Below are 16,918 nucleotides of genomic sequence, written 5' to 3'. Positions count from 1 at the left end.
TGGGGCTAATACCGCACACATTTTTTTAATTCATGTAAAACAATAAGTTATGTAATAAAAAAACCCGCACAAGGCGGGTTTTGTTTTATAGCCAACAAGGCAATCAGTCAGCCAGACGCCAGGTCGTGCCGCCCTTGCCGTCTTCCAGCACCACGCCCATGGCGGTGAGCTGGTCGCGGATACGGTCGGACTCGGCCCAGTCCTTACCGGCACGTGCTGCCAGACGCGCAGCGATCAGCGCCTCGACTTCGGCGGCATCCACACGCCCTTCGGCGCCGGCCTGCAGGAAGTCATCGGCTTCGAGCTGCAACACACCCAACACGCTGGCCAGTTCTTTCAAACGGGCCGCCAGGCCGGCCGCTGCGTTGAGATCGCTCTCGCGCAGGCGGTTGATCTCGCGGACCATCTCGAACAGCACCGCGCAGGCTTCCGGCGTACCGAAGTCGTCGTTCATCACCTGGGTGAAGCGTTCGACGAAGGCTTCGCCGCCCGCTGGCGCCACGTTCGGCAGGCCTTTCAACGCGTGGTAGAAACGCTCCAGGGCGCCCTTGGCGTCCTTGAGGTTGTCTTCCGAGTAGTTGATGGCGCTGCGGTAGTGGCTCGACACCAGCAGGTAACGCACGACTTCCGGGTGATACTTATCGAGCACGTCGCGAATGGTGAAGAAGTTGTTCAAGGACTTGGACATCTTCTCGCCATTGATGCGGATCATGCCGCAATGCATCCACGCGTTGGCGTAGGTCTTGCCGGTGGCCGCTTCGCTCTGGGCGATTTCGTTTTCGTGGTGCGGGAACTCCAGGTCGCTGCCGCCGCCATGAATGTCGAAAGTCTCGCCCAGGCAGCAGGTCGACATCACCGAGCACTCGATGTGCCAGCCCGGACGCCCGGCGCCCCACGGCGATTCCCAGCTCGGCTCGCCCGGCTTGGCAGCTTTCCACAGCACGAAGTCCAACGGGTCCTGCTTGGACTCGTCGACCTCGATGCGCGCGCCGATGCGCAGGTCTTCGATCTTTTTGCGCGACAGCTTGCCGTAGCCCATGAACTTGCCGACGCGGTAGTACACGTCGCCATTGCCCGGGGCGTAGGCGTAGCCCTTGTCGATCAAGGTCTGGATCATCGCGTGCATGCCCGGGATGTGATCGGTGGCACGCGGCTCCATGTCCGGCTTCTTGATGTTCAGGCGCGCTTCATCTTCGTGCATCGCCGCGATCATGCGCTCGGTCAACGCTTCGAACGACTCGCCGTTCTCGTTGGCCCGGTTGATGATCTTGTCGTCGATGTCGGTGATGTTGCGCACATAAGTCAGGTCGTAACCGCTGAAGCGCAACCAGCGGGTCACCAGGTCGAACGCGACCATGCTGCGGCCGTGGCCCAGGTGGCAGTAGTCGTACACGGTCATGCCGCACACGTACATGCGCACCTTGTTGCCATCCAGCGGCTTGAAGACTTCTTTGCTCTTGGTGAGCGTGTTGTAGATCGTAAGCACGTTTATTGCCTATTTATAAAAGCCGGTCAGGCCTGTCGCTAAATCACTGGCCCCACGAATCACGCAGGGTCACGGTACGGTTGAATACCGGCTGACCTGGTTTCGAGTCCTTGAGATCGGCGACGAAGTAACCTTCGCGCTCGAACTGGAAACGGTCTTCCGGCTGTGCGTTGCCCAGCGAGGGTTCAGCACGACAACCAGTGAGTACCTGCAGCGAATCAGGGTTGATGTTGTCCAGGAAACTGGCGCTGTCTTCGGCCTTCTCCGGGTTCGGAGAACGGAACAGACGATCGTACAGACGCACTTCGCACTCGACGCTGGCGGCGGCTGGCACCCAGTGGATCACGCCTTTGACCTTGCGACCTTCCGGGTTCTTGCCCAGGGTGTCCGGATCGTACGAGCAGCGCAGTTCGACGATGTTGCCATCGGCGTCCTTGATCGCTTCGTCGGCACGGATCACGTAGCTGCCACGCAGACGCACTTCACCGGCCGGTTCCAGGCGCTTGTAGCCCTTCGGCGGCTCTTCCATGAAGTCGTCACGGTCGATGTAGATTTCACGGGCGAATGGCAGTGCGCGCACACCCATGTCTTCTTTCGGGTGGCACGGCAGTTCGAGGTTCTCGACCTGGCCTTCCGGGTAGTTGGTGATCACGACTTTCAGCGGACGCAATACGCACATGGCACGCGGGGCGCTGTGGTCGAGGTCGTCGCGGATGCTGAATTCGAGCATGCCGAAGTCGACCACGCCGTCGGAACGGTTGGTGCCGATCATTTCGCAGAAGTTGCGGATCGACTTCGGCGTGTAGCCACGGCGGCGGAAGCCCGACAGCGTGGACATGCGCGGATCGTCCCAGCCGTTGACGTACTTTTCATCGACCAGTTGCTTGAGCTTGCGCTTGCTGGTGATGGTGTAGTTCAGGTTCAGGCGGCTGAACTCGTACTGGCGCGGGTTGGCCGGCACCGGCAAGTTGTCGAGGAACCACTCGTACAGCGGACGGTGGCTTTCGAACTCCAGGGTGCAGATCGAGTGAGTGATGCCTTCGATGGCGTCCGACTGACCGTGGGTGAAGTCGTAGTTCGGATAGATGCACCACTTGTCGCCGGTCTGGTGGTGGTGAGCGTGACGGATGCGGTACATGATCGGGTCGCGCAGGTTCATGTTCGGCGAGGCCATGTCGATCTTGGCTCGCAGCACGCGTGCGCCGTCCTTGAACTCGCCGGCCTTCATGCGGGCGAACAGGTCCAGGTTCTCTTCAACTGAACGGTCACGGAACGGGCTGTTCTTGCCCGGCTCGGTCAGGCTGCCACGGTATTCCTTGGCCTGCTCCGGGGTCAGGTCATCGACGTAGGCCTTGCCGGACTTGATCAGCTCAACGGCCCAGTCATGCAACTGGTCGAAATACTGCGAGGCGTAGCGCACTTCACCGGACCACTCGAAGCCCAGCCATTTGACGTCGCTTTCGATCGCGTCGATGTATTCCTGGTCTTCCTTGGCCGGGTTGGTGTCGTCGAAACGCAGGTGCGTGACGCCGCCGAACTCCTGGGCCAGGCCGAAGTTGACGCAGATCGACTTGGCGTGGCCGATGTGCAGGTAGCCGTTGGGTTCAGGCGGGAAACGGGTGACGATTTGCGTGTGCTTGCCCGAGTCCAGGTCTGCCTGGATGATCGGCCGCAGGAAGTTGACCGGCACGGCAGGGCCGGTCTTGGCATTCGAGGTAGGGTCGACAGTGGGCTTGCTCATAGGATCCTTGAACGTACAAGTGCGTGGCCGTAATGAAGGCCGGACAAAACAAAGCCGCTATCATAGCCGATGCCGTCAAGTACCTGACAGAGCGCACTCTGTAAACCGTCGCATTTAATAGGCCGTAAATGAAAAAACAGCCTCGAAATTCGTGCCTGTCACGCTAAACTGCGCACCTTGGCCGAGACAGGCTGAACCGGTTGCGGGATGGAATGTCCCAAAACCACGAATTCCTTAGATATGCTTCATCTCAAAAGAGTACCGATCATGACCCAAGTCAAACTGACTACCAACCATGGCGACATCGTCCTCGAACTGAACGCCGACAAAGCCCCGATCACCGTGGCCAACTTCGTCGAGTACGTTAAAGCCGGTCACTACGAAAACACCGTTTTCCACCGTGTCATCGGTAACTTCATGATCCAGGGCGGCGGTTTCGAGCCAGGCATGAAAGAAAAGAAAGACAAGCGTCCAAGCATCCAGAACGAAGCTGACAACGGTCTTTCCAACGACAAATACACCATCGCCATGGCCCGCACCATGGAGCCGCATTCGGCTTCCGCACAGTTCTTCATCAACGTGGCGGACAACAGCTTCCTGAACCACAGCGGCAAGAACGTGCAGGGCTGGGGCTACGCGGTATTCGGTAAAGTGACCGCAGGCACCGACGTTGTCGACAAAATCAAAGGCGTGGCCACCACTTCCAAGTCCGGCCACCAGGACGTACCAGCAGACGACGTGATCATCGAGAAAGCCGAGATCATTGAGTGATATTGCTGATTTCAGATTTGCATCTGGAAGAGGAGCGCCCGGACATTACCCGGGCGTTTCTGGATTTGCTCGCCGGACGCGCCCGCTCGGCGAGTGCGTTGTACATCCTGGGCGACTTCTTCGAGGTGTGGATTGGCGACGACGCCATGACACCCTTCCAGCGCTCCATCTGCCAGGCCCTGCGCGACCTCAGCGACAGCGGCACGGCCATTTTCCTGATGCACGGCAATCGCGACTTCATGCTCGGCAAGGCCTTCTGCAAAGCAGCCGGCTGCACCTTGTTGAAAGATCCGAGTGTCGTGCAGTTCAACGGCGAGCCGGTGCTGCTGATGCACGGCGACAGCCTCTGCACCCGCGACGAAGCCTATATGAAGCTGCGCCGCTATCTGCGCAACCCGATCACCCTGTTCATCCTGCGGCATCTGCCGCTGCGCACCCGGCACAAGCTGGCGCGCAAGCTGCGCAGTGAAAGCCGTGCGCAAACGCGGATGAAGGCCAACGACATCGTCGATGTCACGCCTGAAGAGATTCCGCGGATCATGCAGGCATTCGGCGTGAAGACCTTGATCCACGGGCACACCCACCGCCCGGCGATTCACAAATTGCAGCTTGGCGAGCAAGCGGCCCGGCGCATTGTGTTGGCTCCTACAGAGTGTACACATGCCTCTGTAGGAGCTGCCGAAGGCTGCGATCCTGGCTAATCAGTGCCCTGCCGAAGCAGGCCCGGCCTTGGCGGTAAACGGTGGCTTCGCCAGCCACACGATCAATATCAACCCGAAGAACATCCAGCCCAGCAAGGTGAAGTAATCCACCGTGGACATGATGTACGCCTGGCTGATCACCATCTGATCCAGTTGCGTATAGGCCTTGGCCCCTGCTCCACCCAGGTTGGTCAGCGCTTCTCGGGTCGCAGGATCGAACGGGGTGATGCTTTCGGTCAGGTAGGCATGGTGTTGATCGGCCCGACGAATCCAGATCCAGGTGGTCAATGACGCCGCAAAACTGCCGCCCAGGGTCCGCAAGAACGTCGCCAGCCCCGAGCCATCGGCAATCTGGCTCGGCGGCAGGTCAGACAGCAGAATGGTCAGGGTCGGCATGAAGAACAGCGCCACGCCGATCCCCATGAACAGCTGCACCATGGCGATGTGCTGGAAGTCCACTTCATTGGTGAACCCGGCGCGCATGAAGCAACTCAGGCCGATGGCCAGGAACGCCCCGCCCGCCAGCACGCGCATGTCGAATCGCGGTGCGTACTTGCCGACAAACGGCGACAGCAGTACCGGCAGGATCCCCAGCGGTGCCACGGCAAAACCGGCCCAGGTCGCGGTGTAGCCCAATCGCGTCTGCAACCATTGCGGCAGGATCAGATTGATCCCGAAGAACCCGGCGTACCCCAGAATCAGCACAATGGTGCCGTAACGGAAGTTGCGATGGGCGAACAGGCGCAGGTTGACCACAGGGTGCTCGTCGGTCATTTCCCAGATCACGAAGAACGCCAGGGCCACCACCGAGATCACCGAACCGATCACGATGAAACTGGACTCGAACCAGTCGGCATCGTTGCCCTTGTCGAGCACGATCTGCAACGCGCCGACGCCGATGATCAGCGCGATCAAGCCCACGTAATCCATCGGTTGGCGGCTGGTGACCACCGGGCGCTTTTTCATCTGTTGGGTCACCACCCATGCCGCGAACAGGCCGATCGGCACGTTGATGAAGAAAATCCACGGCCAGCTGTAGCTGTCGGTGATCCAGCCGCCGAGGATCGGCCCGGCAATCGGCGCGACCACCGTGACCATTGCCAGCAACGCCAGTGCCATCCCCCGCTTCGCTGGGGGGTAAACCGCAATCAGCAGAGTCTGGGTCATCGGGTACAGCGGCCCGGCCACTACCCCCTGCAAGACCCGAAAGCCCACCAACTCCGGCATCGATGTGGAAATCCCGCACAAAAACGAGGCCAGAACGAACAGCAGTGTCGCCCAGACAAACAGCTTCACCTCGCCAAAACGACGACTGAGCCAACCGGTCAGCGGCAAGGCGATGGCGTTGCTCACCGCAAACGAAGTGATCACCCAGGTGCCCTGCTCCGAACTCACACCCAGGTTGCCGGAAATCGTCGGCAACGCCACGTTGGCGATGGTGGTGTCGAGCACTTGCATGAAGGTCGCCAGCGACAGGCCGATGGTGCTGAGCAGCAGGCTGGGCGGCGTGAAAGACGCGTTATTGCTCATCGCGAATCCTTTGGAGCTGAATTTTTTGGAGCGGGGCTCGCGCTGCGCCGGTTACCGGCGCAGCTGACGGATTGGCGAATCAGCGTTGCGCGGTCTTGCTGACTGCAGCGCTGTTGTCGTGGATCAACTGGGTGATCATCGCGTCGGCCTCGGCCAACTGACGGTCGTAGACATTGGTGCTGAACGAAGCCTTTTGCGGCGGCTGTTGCGCCAGAACCGGGCCGCTCTGGTCGCGCAGGTTCACATCGACCATGGTCGACAGACCGACCCGCAACGGGTGCCTGGCCAGTTCTTCGGCGTTGACGTGGATCCGCACCGGTACGCGCTGCACGATCTTGATCCAGTTACCGGTGGCGTTCTGCGCCGGCAGCAGGGCAAAGGCGCTGCCGGTCCCGGCACCGAGGCTGTCGATGGTGCCGCTGTATTTGACGCTGCTGCCGTAGAGGTCAGTCTCGATCTCCACCGGTTGGCCAATGCGCATGTCACGCAGCTGGGTTTCCTTGAAGTTGGCGTCGATCCACAGCTGATCCAGCGGAATCACCGCCATCAGCGCGGTACCCGGTTGCACGCGCTGGCCAAGCTGTACGGTACGTTTGGCCACGTAACCGGTCACCGGTGCGATCAAGGTGCTTCGGGCGCTGTTCAGGTAGGCCTGGCGCAGTTGCGCGGCGGCGGCCATCACGTCCGGATGCGATGAAACCACGGTGTCATCGACCAGCGCACTGGTGGTCTTGAGCTTTTGCTCGGCATTTGCCAGGGCGTTTTGCGCCGAGGTCAGGTCGTCGCGGGCGTGGGACAACTCCTCCTGGGAAATCGCCCCACCAGCGGCGAGGTTCTTGCGCCGACTGAAGTTGTCCTGAGCCTTTTGCACTTCGGCTTTCTGGGCGTTGACCTGGGCTTTCATGCCATCCACATCGCTGTACAAACCGCGCACCTGACGCACCGTGCGGGCCAGATTGGCCTGGGCGTTTTGCAGGCCGATTTCGGCATCGTTCGGATCGAAGTTCACCAGCACCTGGCCTTCATGGACCAGGTCGCCGTCGTCGGCGCCGATACTGACCACGGTGCCGGTGACCAGCGGGGTGATTTCCACCACGTTGCCGTTCACATAGGCGTCGTCGGTGCTTTCGCTCCAGCGCCCGTAGAACTCGTGATAGGCCCAGACGCCCGCGCCGCTGAGCACGACGACGGCCGCCAGGATCAACAGCATGAATTTGCGCTTGCCCGAGTTGGGATTGCCTTGAGTGTTTTCAGGGGGTTGAGTTGTATCGGCAGTGGCCATGACAAGTACCTTGAATTAGTGGGTCAGCGTGGCTGGCGTGGCGGTGGCCGAGGCAATGGCCTCAGGCTGGAAACCGCCGCCCAGCGCCTGCATCAGTTGGATCGACAGATCAATCTGCTCGGCATTCAGGTTGGCCAGCTGGCGCTGGGCCTGGAGCAATTGCTGCTCGATGCTGAGCACGTCCAGGTAGTTGCCGATGCCGGAACCGTAACGCTGGACCACGGTGTTGTAGGAATCCTGGGCGATGTCGGTGGCGTGCTGCTGGGCAGCGATCTGCCGGCCGATATCACGCAGCTGGTTGATGCTGTCACTGACATCCCCCAGCGCCTTCACCAGGCTTTTGTTGTACTGCGCCACGGCGAGGTCGTAATCGGCGTCGCGCGAATCGAGGTCGGCGCGCAGGCGGCCGCCATCGAAGATCGGCACCGAGATCGTCGGTGCGATGTTGAAGAAGCGGCTGGCCGAACCAAACATCGCATCGCCCAACAAGGATTCGGCACCGGCAGCGGCGCTGAGGTTCAAGTTGGGATAGAACCGGGTCTTGCCCGCGTCGATGCTTTTGCTCGCCGCCTCGACCCGCCAGCGCGCGGCCACCAGGTCCGGGCGACGCCCGAGCAGTTCGGCCGGCAGCACCGAAGGTAGCGCTACCGCACCCGGCTGAAGAATGTTCGGGCGGGCGATTTCATTGCCGCGGTCCGGGCCTTTGCCGAGCAGCACCGCGAGAGCGATTTTCGCGCTGTTCAAGCGCTTTTCGGCATCGATCAGGTTGGCCTGGGAAGTGGCTTCCAGGCTTTCGGTCTGCTGGAACTGGTACTGGCTGTCGATCCCGGCAGTGAGGCGCCGCTGGCTCAGGTCGAGCATTTGCCGGGTGCGCTTGAGGTCTTCGTTGGACAGGTCGTAGACGATGTGTGCCTGGCCGAGATCGCTATAGGCCCGGGCGACATCGGCGGCCAGGGTCAGTTGCGCAGCCTGCTGGTCGACTTCGGCGGCGCGGGCCTGGCCGAGGGCCGCTTCCCAGGCATCGCGCTGACCGCCCCACAGGTCGAAGTTGTAGTTGAAACTGGTGCTGATATTGCGAACGGTGGCGTACGCGTCACCCTGCCCGCGCGGGTCCTGGTCCCGGGCCAGGCGCGAGCGGCTGACACCGGCGCTGGCATCCAGGGTCGGCATCCGCTCGGCGTCGGCGGCGGAAGCGGCAGCGCTGGCCTGATGGGCACGGGCGTCAGCGATCTGCATGTCCGGGCTGTCGCGCAGGGCCTCGCGGATCAGGCCGTCGAGTTGCGGGTCGCCGAGGCTTTTCCACCAGTCGCTTTTCGGCCAGGCGGCGGGGGACAAAGTCACACCACTGAGGGATTGCCCGGCCTTGAGGGTCTTCGCGTCGAGGCTGACACCTTCGGTTTTCAGGCCGCTGTAATTGGCGCAACCGGCGACGCTCATGGCCAACAGCACAAGGCTCAGGCCGGTGCGCAAGGGGTTACTGCTCATTTGTCACCTACCCGCAGCAGGGTGATCGCGTCACCGGCTGCCAGCAAAATTTTCTTCAGGATCAACTCCAGGGTTTTCAACTCTTGCGGAGTGATGGCACCGGCCAGTTCATTCATGGCTTCGGCGCCGATGTGCGGCAACAGCCCGGCGAGCTTCTGCCCTTCTTCCGTGAGCACAAGCTGCACCTGACGGCGATCCGCCTCGGAGCGTTGGCGGGCAAGGAAACCCTTCTGTTCAAGACGATCGAGCATGCGCGTCATCGAGCCGCTGTCGAGGGACAGGTGACGGCACAACTCGCCCGGCGAATCGACGCCGTACTGGGCCATGATGATCAACACCTTGAACTGCGCGGCGGTGATGCCGTGGGGTTCCATGTGGGTGTCGATGATCCGGTCCTTGAGCAGCGCGGCACGTCCGAGCAGCAGGCCGAGATGGCAATTCTGGAAATCTTCTGGAGAGAAATGTTTCATCTGACCACCAATTAGCTGCCTAGGCAGTGAATGTATGTCGAGATGTTACTGCCTAGGCAGCGAATGTCAACGCAATAGTTAGCATGCTTGGTAAATAGCTGATCAATGGCGTCGGATAATGCAAAAAAGATTTAAGCGGGCCTAGAAATCCCGCTTGTAGAAGATGTCCAGCGAACTCGCCACGCCGCCGGCGGCTTCGAGGTAGACCTTTTTGCTCAGCTTGTAGCGCAAGGCAATGGTGTTGGCCGGTTCGAACACGCCAACGCCATAGCGCAGGCTGAGCTTCTCGGAAATATTGCCGCTGGCCACCACACTGGTGGCATCGCCACTGCCCTGGGTGTCGAGCTGGAAGTCCTGAATGCCCAGGTTCTTGGCGATGCCGCTGGTCACCCCGGAGCTGCCCATCAAGCCCAGACCGAGGGCCGCCTGGGCGAGCATGTTGTTGTCTTCGCCATTGCTGCTCAGCGGACGCCCGAGCACCAGATAGGACAGGGCCTGCTCCTGGCTCATGGCCGGCTCGGAGAAGATCTGCGTGGTCGGCTGTTCGGCGCTGCCACTCAAACGAATGCCGGCGATGATGTCGTCGGTCTTGCGAATGGCCTCGATGTCCAGGTACGGCTGATCGATGGGGCCGGCAAACAGCAAGCGTGCCCGGCGCACCGAAAGCCGCTGGCCGTAGGCGCGGTATCGCCCGTCGTTGAGCCATAGCTCGCCACGGGTGTCCATGTTGTCGCCGATGTGCACATGCCCCTGCACATTCGCGGTCAGACCAAATCCTGCAAAGCTCAGCTTGTCCTCGCCGACCACCACTTCGATATCCATCTTCATCGCCAGCGGCGGCTTGCCCTCCTCGGTTTGCTGACCGACGATCACCGTGTCATCGGAGACCTTGACTGTCGATGGCGGCAACTCGCGAATGGTGATTTCGCCCTTGGGCACCAGCACTTTGCCGGCGATGGCCAACTCGTCATCCTTCATCGAGATTTTCAGGTCCGGAGCGACTTCAAGCTTGGCGTAAGGCTCGACGGTGACCGGCAACTGCGACCCCTTGAGCGCCAGATCCACCACCAACGCCTGACCCCAGGCGATGTTGCCGTTCAGGCTGCCCTGCCCGGCCTTGCCGCTGTTCCAGCCGCCGTTCAGTTGCACGCTTTCACCGGCGATGAGCGCTTGAACGTGCAGATTTTGCAACTCCATCGGCAATTCAGGCCCGGCAACCACACCATCGCTGAGTTGCAGACTGCCATTGACCTGCGGCGCCAACAGCCCGCCGGAAATCGTGCCACTGCCATTCAGGCGCCCGGCCAGCTTTTCGACCATTGGCACAAACGGCCGCGCCACCGACAGGTCGAGCCCGCTCAAGCGGAACGAGCCGCTCAACGGTTTGTTCTTCGGCAACGGATTGAGCTGAGCCTGCACCATCAGTTCGCCGAGTTTGCCACCGACGAAATTGAGCTCGGTGTCGATGCGTTTGGGCGTGAGTTTGCTGGTGAGTTTCAGGGTCTGGTACGGGAAGTCCAGCCACTGGTCCTTTTCCTTGATGCGCAAGGTGCCACCGCCGGCATCGACGCTGATCTGGCCATTCGGGCCACTGGCCGGCAGGTCCAGTTGCAGGTCGGCGTTGAGTCGACCCTGCCAGGCGAAATCCTTCGGCAACCATTGCGCGAGGCTGTCGATCGGGAATTGCTTGAGGTGATAACGCAGCTTCGGCTCGGGCATCAGGCGCGAGTCTTCACCGCACAGGCTGGCCTGGCCGGATGCCCAGCAGTGGGTGCCAAAGTTGATTTTGCCGTCCGCCAGCCGTTCGAGTTTCGCCGGCCCTTGCAGCTTCCAGTCCTGGCCACCGGCCTGGATATCACCGCTGGCCAGACGTCCGCGCCAATTGCCTTTGTCCAGCGCACCGTCCAGGCCCAGGGCCAGTTTCAACTTCGGCCCTTGCAGATCGAGGCTCAGCTTCTGGTTTTTGATGTCGCCCTGGCCGCTGGCAGTCAGCGTTCCCAGTGAAGTGTCGCCCGCCCGGATGCCGCTGCCCTTGAGGTCGATCTTCGCCCGTTGCGCGCTGTCCAGCGTGGCGTCCAGGTTCAGGCTTTGCAGGCGATTGTCCTGGAACACCAATTGCGAGCCTTGCAGGTCAAGCTTGCCTTGGGGCGCCTTGAGTGTGCCGGCGACATCCACGCGGCCATTGAGTTGGCCGCGCAGTTGCGGCCAGAGCTGGGCCAGGCGCGGCAGCTTGAGATCGATCTGGCCGGCGAGTTTCTGTTGCAGGCTGCCCTTGCCAGTGATGCTGTTGTCGCCGAGGCGAACTTGCAGGGCGTTGAGGTTCCATTGCTCGCCGCGACCATCGGCCTTGGCCTGGATCACCGCTGGTTGACCGCGCAGTTTGCCTTTGAGGTCCAGGTCGGCATTCAGGCTGAGCACTTCGTTCTTCATCTCGCCCTGGCTGCGCAATGGCCCGGCCAGTGTGCCCGGCAGCTCCGCGACCCAGTACGCCGGGTTGATCGCCGACAAGTCCAGCGCGGTGTCCCAGGCAATGCCGTCGGCGAATTGCAGGTTCAGGTGCCCTTCGGCCTTGCCCTGCCCGGCCTGGAGTTGAATCTGTTGCAGGTAGATTTTCGTCAGATCGCCCGCGAAAGGGCTGGCCAGGGTGAAAGCGCCGGCCGGACCATCCGCCGCGGCGTCGAAATGACCGAGGTACTTGCCGTCGGTGTAGGACACCTCACCGTTGAAGCGGCGCAACGCCACCTCCGGCTCGTCGATCAACGGATAGAGACGGTGCCACGGGAAGTCCAGCCAGTCGATCTTCGCCTCGGCGCTCAGGCCTTTGCTCCAATCCAGCTGTCCGGTGAGCTTGAGGCTTTGCTTGTCGTTGACGATCAGGTCCAGCGCGGCGATCTGTGCGCCATTGGCGTCGACCTTGCCTTGCAGTGCCAAGGCGACCGGGCCTTGTTCGGCGGGCAACGTGGCTTTGCCTTGAAGTGCATAGCCGTTCTTCAAGTCGCCAGCACCCGTGAGCTCAAGCTGATTGAGTTGCAGGGTGTCCGGCAGATCGGCACTGGGCTTGAAGCCATCGGCGGTGATCCGCACCTGGGCCGGCAGGTTTTCCACCAGCGGTTGCAGTTCGCCAGTCAGTTGCCCGTTGAGGTAACCGCTGCTGTCGGCTTTCAGGTTCAGGGTCTTCAGCAGGTCGCCGTCGATCTTCAATGCCAGCGCCAGGGGTTCAGGCGTCGACAACAGGGTCAAATTGCCGGAGGCGCCGAGGGGCCAGTTGCCGGAGGGTTGTAGCAGACCGGACAGGTTCAGGCTCAGGTCATCGCGCTGTAACGACACCGAATCGATCTTCAAACCAGCCGCCGTCCAGTGCGCCGCCAGTTGCAAGCCCTTGAGCTCTTCGTTGCCATTGAACAGCAGGCGGCCCACCTTGACCTCGCCCAATTCGATGGCCAACGGTAACTTGAGCTCCGGGAGCGTGATCGGCCCGCTGCCTGGCGCCTCGGCACCCGGCGGGAATTGCAGGCTGACCTGATCGGCCTGCAACTGCTCGATGCAAAGGGTTCTGCGGGTCAGGCACAACGGCGACCAGGCGAAAATCACCTTGCTCAGTTCAATCCGGTTGTTGTCCTGCTGCCACAACACCCGGTCGGCACTCCACTGCCCGCCCAGCCGGCCCTGGAAGTTGTCCAGGGTCAAACCCGGTACGAAACCCAATGCCCAGCGGCTGCCCGTCGCGGTGCCCAACACTGTGGCCAGCGTCAGGACAACCAGCATCAACAGTGCTGCTATCGCCAGCAGCGCTACTTTCAAACCACGCGTCACAACTCAGGCCCCATGGAAAAGTGCAGTCGAATGCCGCCATCGTCGTCCAGCGCGTGGGCCAGGTCGAGGCGGATCGGCCCCACCGGCGAGACCCAGCGCACGCCGATACCGACCCCGGTCTTGAGGCTCGGCAGTTCGAGTGTGTTGAAGGAGTTGCCCTGATCGACAAAGGTCGCGATCCGCCATTTTTCGGCAATGGAATACTGATACTCCGCGCTGGCAGCCACCATGTAACGGCCACCGATGCGGTCGCCGTTGGAGTTTTCCGGGGACAGGCTCTGATAGTCGTAACCACGCACGCTCTGATCGCCACCGGCGAAGAAGCGCAGCGATGGCGGCACCGATTTGAAGCCGTTGGTGGCACTGCCGCCGACCTGCACGCGTCCAAGGAAACGATGGTTGTCGAACACCGTGGTCAGGCCTTTGACCAGCGCCGTGCCGTAGATCAGGTTGCTGTCGGAACCCAAACCTTCCTTGGCCGCTTTGGATTCAAATTGCAGCCGATAACCGTTATGCGGGTCGATGCGGTTGTCGCTCTTGAGGTACGAATAGCTCACACCGGGCATCAGCAAGGTACTCAGGCCCGAGTCGTCGCCCAGTTGGTAGTCCTCGCGTTGCCACTTCAGCGATACCACCCGTTGCCAACCGCTGGGCAACTTGCTGTGCCATTCGGGGCCGAGGGTCAACAGCTTGCTGCGGGTGTCCTTATCGGCGATTTCTTCATTCTGGTAGCCACCGGCAAAACGCAGTTTGTCGGTCAGTGGCGGGTCCAGCGGAATGTCGTAGAACAGCCCGACGTTTTGCCGCGGCGCCGAGACTTCGGTCTCCCAGCCATAACTGTGCCCTTGCGCGTTGACCCAGTGCCGGGTCCAGTTGGCCTTGGCCCGTGGACCGACGTCGGTGGAGAAACCCAGGCCCAGGCCCATGGTCCGGGGCTTGCGGGTTTCGAGTTTGACGTCCACCGGGATCGCATCGTCCTTGGACGCCGCCGGCGCCGCGTCCACCCGCACGCCTTCGAAGTAACCGCTCGACTGCAGGTTCTGATTGAGTTCGGCGATCAGTTCCGAGTCATATGGCGTACCAGCCTTGAATGGCACCATGCGTTGCAGCAGCTCGTCATCGAACGGCGTATCCCCCTCGAAACTGACTTTGCCCAAGGTATAGCGCGGACCACTTTCATAGATCAGTTCGATATCGGCGACGCCGGCCCGCGGGTCGACCGACAATTTTGAACGGGTGAAGTGGCCGCTGAAAAAGCCATACCGCGAAGCCTGATTCTGGATCAGGCGCTTGGCGTCCTCGTAACGGCCATGATTGAGCACGGCGCCGGGCTTGAGCGCGTCGCTTTTGGGGATTCGAAAGGACTTGAGGGAGGCTGCCGGACCGTCGACACGCACCGTGACGTTACGCAAGTGCACCGGCTCGCCGGGGTCGACCGTCAGCACCAGGCGCGGCTTGTCGCCACCCTTCACTTCGCTGTCGATGTGCGGCTGGTAATAACCCAAGGCCTGGGCGGCCTTGCGCGCCTGTTCTTCGGCGCCACGGCTGAAGCGCAGCAACGCCTGTTCGTCGCGATCGCCGAGGCTGCCGATATAGCCTTCTATGTTGGCCTTCAGCTCATCATTGGACGGTTTGATCCGTACATCCAATTCACTCTGAGCCAGCGCCGCACAGCTGGTAATCAGCATCAGTACGCTGCTGGTAATTCTTCCTGGAAACTTCATAGGCGCGGATGCTATCACGAGCTTGAGAGCGTGATAGAGCCTGACATGCCCGGAAAGTTCGTCACTTAAGCCGATGCGGTATGCAACACCTGGGGATTGGGGTGAAAAAACACGTGCTCGCGAATCGGTCCTACGGCGACCTCACCGATTTCCTCGTAGCCCTGACGCTTGTAGAACTCCAGATAACGCGGATTCCCGGTGTCGAGAATCACGCCCTGGGAGTTTTCATCCACCGCGCACCAGTTGTGCACGGCTTGCAGCAACTGCTCGCCGAAATGTTTGCCCTGGAATTGTGGATGCACCCCCAGCAATGGCAGGACGTGTACCGAGTCGTTTGGCACGCAGGCCTCCACGGCAGCGTGATATTCGAGGTAGCGACGGGTGCAGCGAAACCCCGTACTGAGCACCATGCGCAGGCGCCAGGCCCAACTTTCGGTGACGCCAAGGCGACGTTGCGGCGGTGCAATCAGGGCGATGCCGATCAAGCGGTCGTTGACCAGCAGGCCAATGGCCGGCAGGTCCTGGAGAAAATGCTGGGTCACCAGCTCACGCACGGTGGCGCGAACCCGCTGTTCGTAACCGGGGCGTTCGGCTTCGAACAAATAGCCGAAAGTCGGCTCGTGTCGATAAGCCTGGTACAGCAGCGAACGCGCTTCGCGGGCGTAGCCGCTGTCGAGCATATGTATATCGGCGATGGCGGTCGAGGTTTCGGGCATGACGGTTGATCTCCCCGGCACAGCTCGGGTGGCTGCGCTCTTGTTGGTACGAACTGATCGGCGCTGACACAGTTCCTTACAGATTCGCAATCAGTGTAGGCAATGAAATCGCCTTCGCGAGCAAGCTCGCTCCCACAGGTTTCGTGCCGTTTCAGATCTTGTGGTCAATACAAACCAGTGTGGGAGCGAGCTTGCTCGCGATGAGGCCATTGTTGCCGGCACAAAGCTGACAGAACACAGTAAATCCCCCCACCCCACACTGGCCCGATTCCCACATGTCAGCTAGCATCGCCCTTTTGCCAGGACTGCCGACCATGAAGATCGTCTCCTTCAACATCAACGGGCTGCGCGCCCGCCCCCATCAGCTGGCGGCGCTGATCGAAAAGCACCAACCCGATGTGATCGGCTTGCAGGAAACCAAGGTCCACGACGACCAGTTTCCCCTTGATGAAGTCAGAGCACTGGGCTATCACGTGTATTTCCACGGGCAAAAAGGCCATTACGGCGTCGCCCTGCTCTCGCGCCAGGAGCCGCTGGCCCTGCACAAGGGTTTCGCCACCGACGAAGAGGATGCCCAACGGCGCTTCATCTGGGGCACCTTCGCCGACGCCAACGGCGTGCCGGTGACCATCATGAACGGCTATTTCCCACAGGGCGAAAGCCGCGACCACCCGACCAAATTCCCGGCCAAGGAACGCTTCTACAGCGACTTGCAGCAACTGCTGGAAGGCCAGTTCAAGAACGACCAGCCACTGGTGGTGATGGGCGATGTGAACATTTCCCCGGAAGACTGCGATATCGGCATTGGCCCGGACAACATGAAGCGCTGGCTGAAAACCGGCAAATGCAGCTTCCTGCCGGAAGAACGCGAATGGATGGCCCGTCTGAAAAACTGGGGCCTGGTGGACAGTTTCCGGCACCTGAACCCGGATGTCACCGACACCTTCAGCTGGTTCGACTACCGCAGCCGTGGCTTCGAAGACGAACCCAAGCGTGGCCTGCGCATCGACCTGATCCTCGCCTCCCACGGCTTGCTGCCACGAGTGAAGGCCGCGGGGGTGGACTACGAACTGCGTGGCATGGAAAAACCTTCGGACCATGCGCCGATCTGGCTTGAATTGAGCTGATTTCTAACGGCCACATCAAGACCTTGTAGGAGCGAGCTTGCTCGCTCCTACAAGTGTCATTTTTCGGAAACC

General features: G+C 61.1%; 11 protein-coding genes and 1 pseudogene. 3 read left to right on the top strand and 9 right to left on the bottom strand.

Annotated elements, in window-relative coordinates; all coding sequences use genetic code 11:
* Nucleotides 1–103 precede the first annotated feature (103 nt).
* On the bottom strand, nt 104–1,486 hold the full coding sequence (gene cysS / locus AC1D1M_RS24190) for a cysteine--tRNA ligase (RefSeq protein ID WP_007970481.1): 1,383 nt from the start codon (nt 1,484–1,486) through the stop codon (nt 104–106).
* Between the two features lie 43 nt (nt 1,487–1,529).
* The gene (locus tag AC1D1M_RS24185) at nt 1,530–3,227 is read right to left on the bottom strand and encodes a glutamine--tRNA ligase/YqeY domain fusion protein (RefSeq protein ID WP_477777554.1); all 1,698 of its coding nucleotides are present in this window, start codon (nt 3,225–3,227) and stop codon (nt 1,530–1,532) included.
* A gap of 267 nt (nt 3,228–3,494) precedes the next feature.
* On the opposite strand from AC1D1M_RS24185, the gene AC1D1M_RS24180 reads away from it, so the two are divergent.
* Complete coding sequence (locus AC1D1M_RS24180) at nt 3,495–3,998, top strand: peptidylprolyl isomerase (protein WP_477777553.1); 504 nt, start codon at nt 3,495–3,497, stop codon at nt 3,996–3,998.
* Nucleotides 3,995–4,639: pseudogene (gene lpxH, locus AC1D1M_RS24175) on the top strand (UDP-2,3-diacylglucosamine diphosphatase); the annotation flags it as partial. The gene AC1D1M_RS24180 and the pseudogene lpxH, both read left to right, overlap by 4 nt.
* A 60-nt stretch (nt 4,640–4,699) precedes the next feature.
* Here lpxH and AC1D1M_RS24170 read toward each other — a convergent pair.
* From AC1D1M_RS24170 to AC1D1M_RS24140, 7 genes are all read right to left on the bottom strand, one after another.
* Complete coding sequence (locus tag AC1D1M_RS24170; protein ID WP_477777552.1) at nt 4,700–6,229, bottom strand: DHA2 family efflux MFS transporter permease subunit; 1,530 nt, start codon at nt 6,227–6,229, stop codon at nt 4,700–4,702.
* Between the two features lie 79 nt (nt 6,230–6,308).
* Nucleotides 6,309–7,511, bottom strand: a complete 1,203-nt coding sequence (locus AC1D1M_RS24165; RefSeq protein WP_477777551.1) for an EmrA/EmrK family multidrug efflux transporter periplasmic adaptor subunit — start codon at nt 7,509–7,511, stop codon at nt 6,309–6,311.
* A gap of 15 nt (nt 7,512–7,526) precedes the next feature.
* Nucleotides 7,527–8,996: an efflux transporter outer membrane subunit gene (locus AC1D1M_RS24160; RefSeq protein WP_477777550.1), complete on the bottom strand. Its 1,470-nt coding sequence runs from the start codon at nt 8,994–8,996 to the stop codon at nt 7,527–7,529.
* Nucleotides 8,993–9,466, bottom strand: a complete 474-nt coding sequence (locus tag AC1D1M_RS24155) for a MarR family winged helix-turn-helix transcriptional regulator (protein WP_477777549.1) — start codon at nt 9,464–9,466, stop codon at nt 8,993–8,995. The genes AC1D1M_RS24160 and AC1D1M_RS24155 overlap by 4 nt, the downstream gene beginning before the upstream one ends.
* A 141-nt stretch (nt 9,467–9,607) precedes the next feature.
* Nucleotides 9,608–13,279, bottom strand: a complete 3,672-nt coding sequence (locus AC1D1M_RS24150; protein WP_477777548.1) for a translocation/assembly module TamB domain-containing protein — start codon at nt 13,277–13,279, stop codon at nt 9,608–9,610.
* Nucleotides 13,276–15,003 carry an autotransporter assembly complex protein TamA gene (locus AC1D1M_RS24145; protein ID WP_477777547.1) on the bottom strand — a complete coding sequence of 576 codons (1,728 nt, stop codon included), beginning with the start codon at nt 15,001–15,003 and terminating at the stop codon, nt 13,276–13,278. Before AC1D1M_RS24145 ends, AC1D1M_RS24150 begins: the two co-directional genes overlap by 4 nt.
* A 65-nt stretch (nt 15,004–15,068) precedes the next feature.
* Nucleotides 15,069–15,719 carry a GNAT family N-acetyltransferase gene (locus AC1D1M_RS24140; RefSeq protein WP_150758938.1) on the bottom strand — a complete coding sequence of 217 codons (651 nt, stop codon included), beginning with the start codon at nt 15,717–15,719 and terminating at the stop codon, nt 15,069–15,071.
* Between the two features lie 314 nt (nt 15,720–16,033).
* Between AC1D1M_RS24140 and xthA the strand changes: the two genes are divergently transcribed.
* The gene (gene xthA, locus AC1D1M_RS24135) at nt 16,034–16,846 is read left to right on the top strand and encodes an exodeoxyribonuclease III (RefSeq protein WP_477777546.1); all 813 of its coding nucleotides are present in this window, start codon (nt 16,034–16,036) and stop codon (nt 16,844–16,846) included.
* Nucleotides 16,847–16,918 lie beyond the last annotated feature (72 nt).

The sequence above is a fragment of the Pseudomonas sp. P1_F7 genome (genome assembly GCF_056405655.1).
Note: the sequence above shows the minus strand (reverse complement) of the source record. Positions and strands in the feature narration are given on the sequence as shown.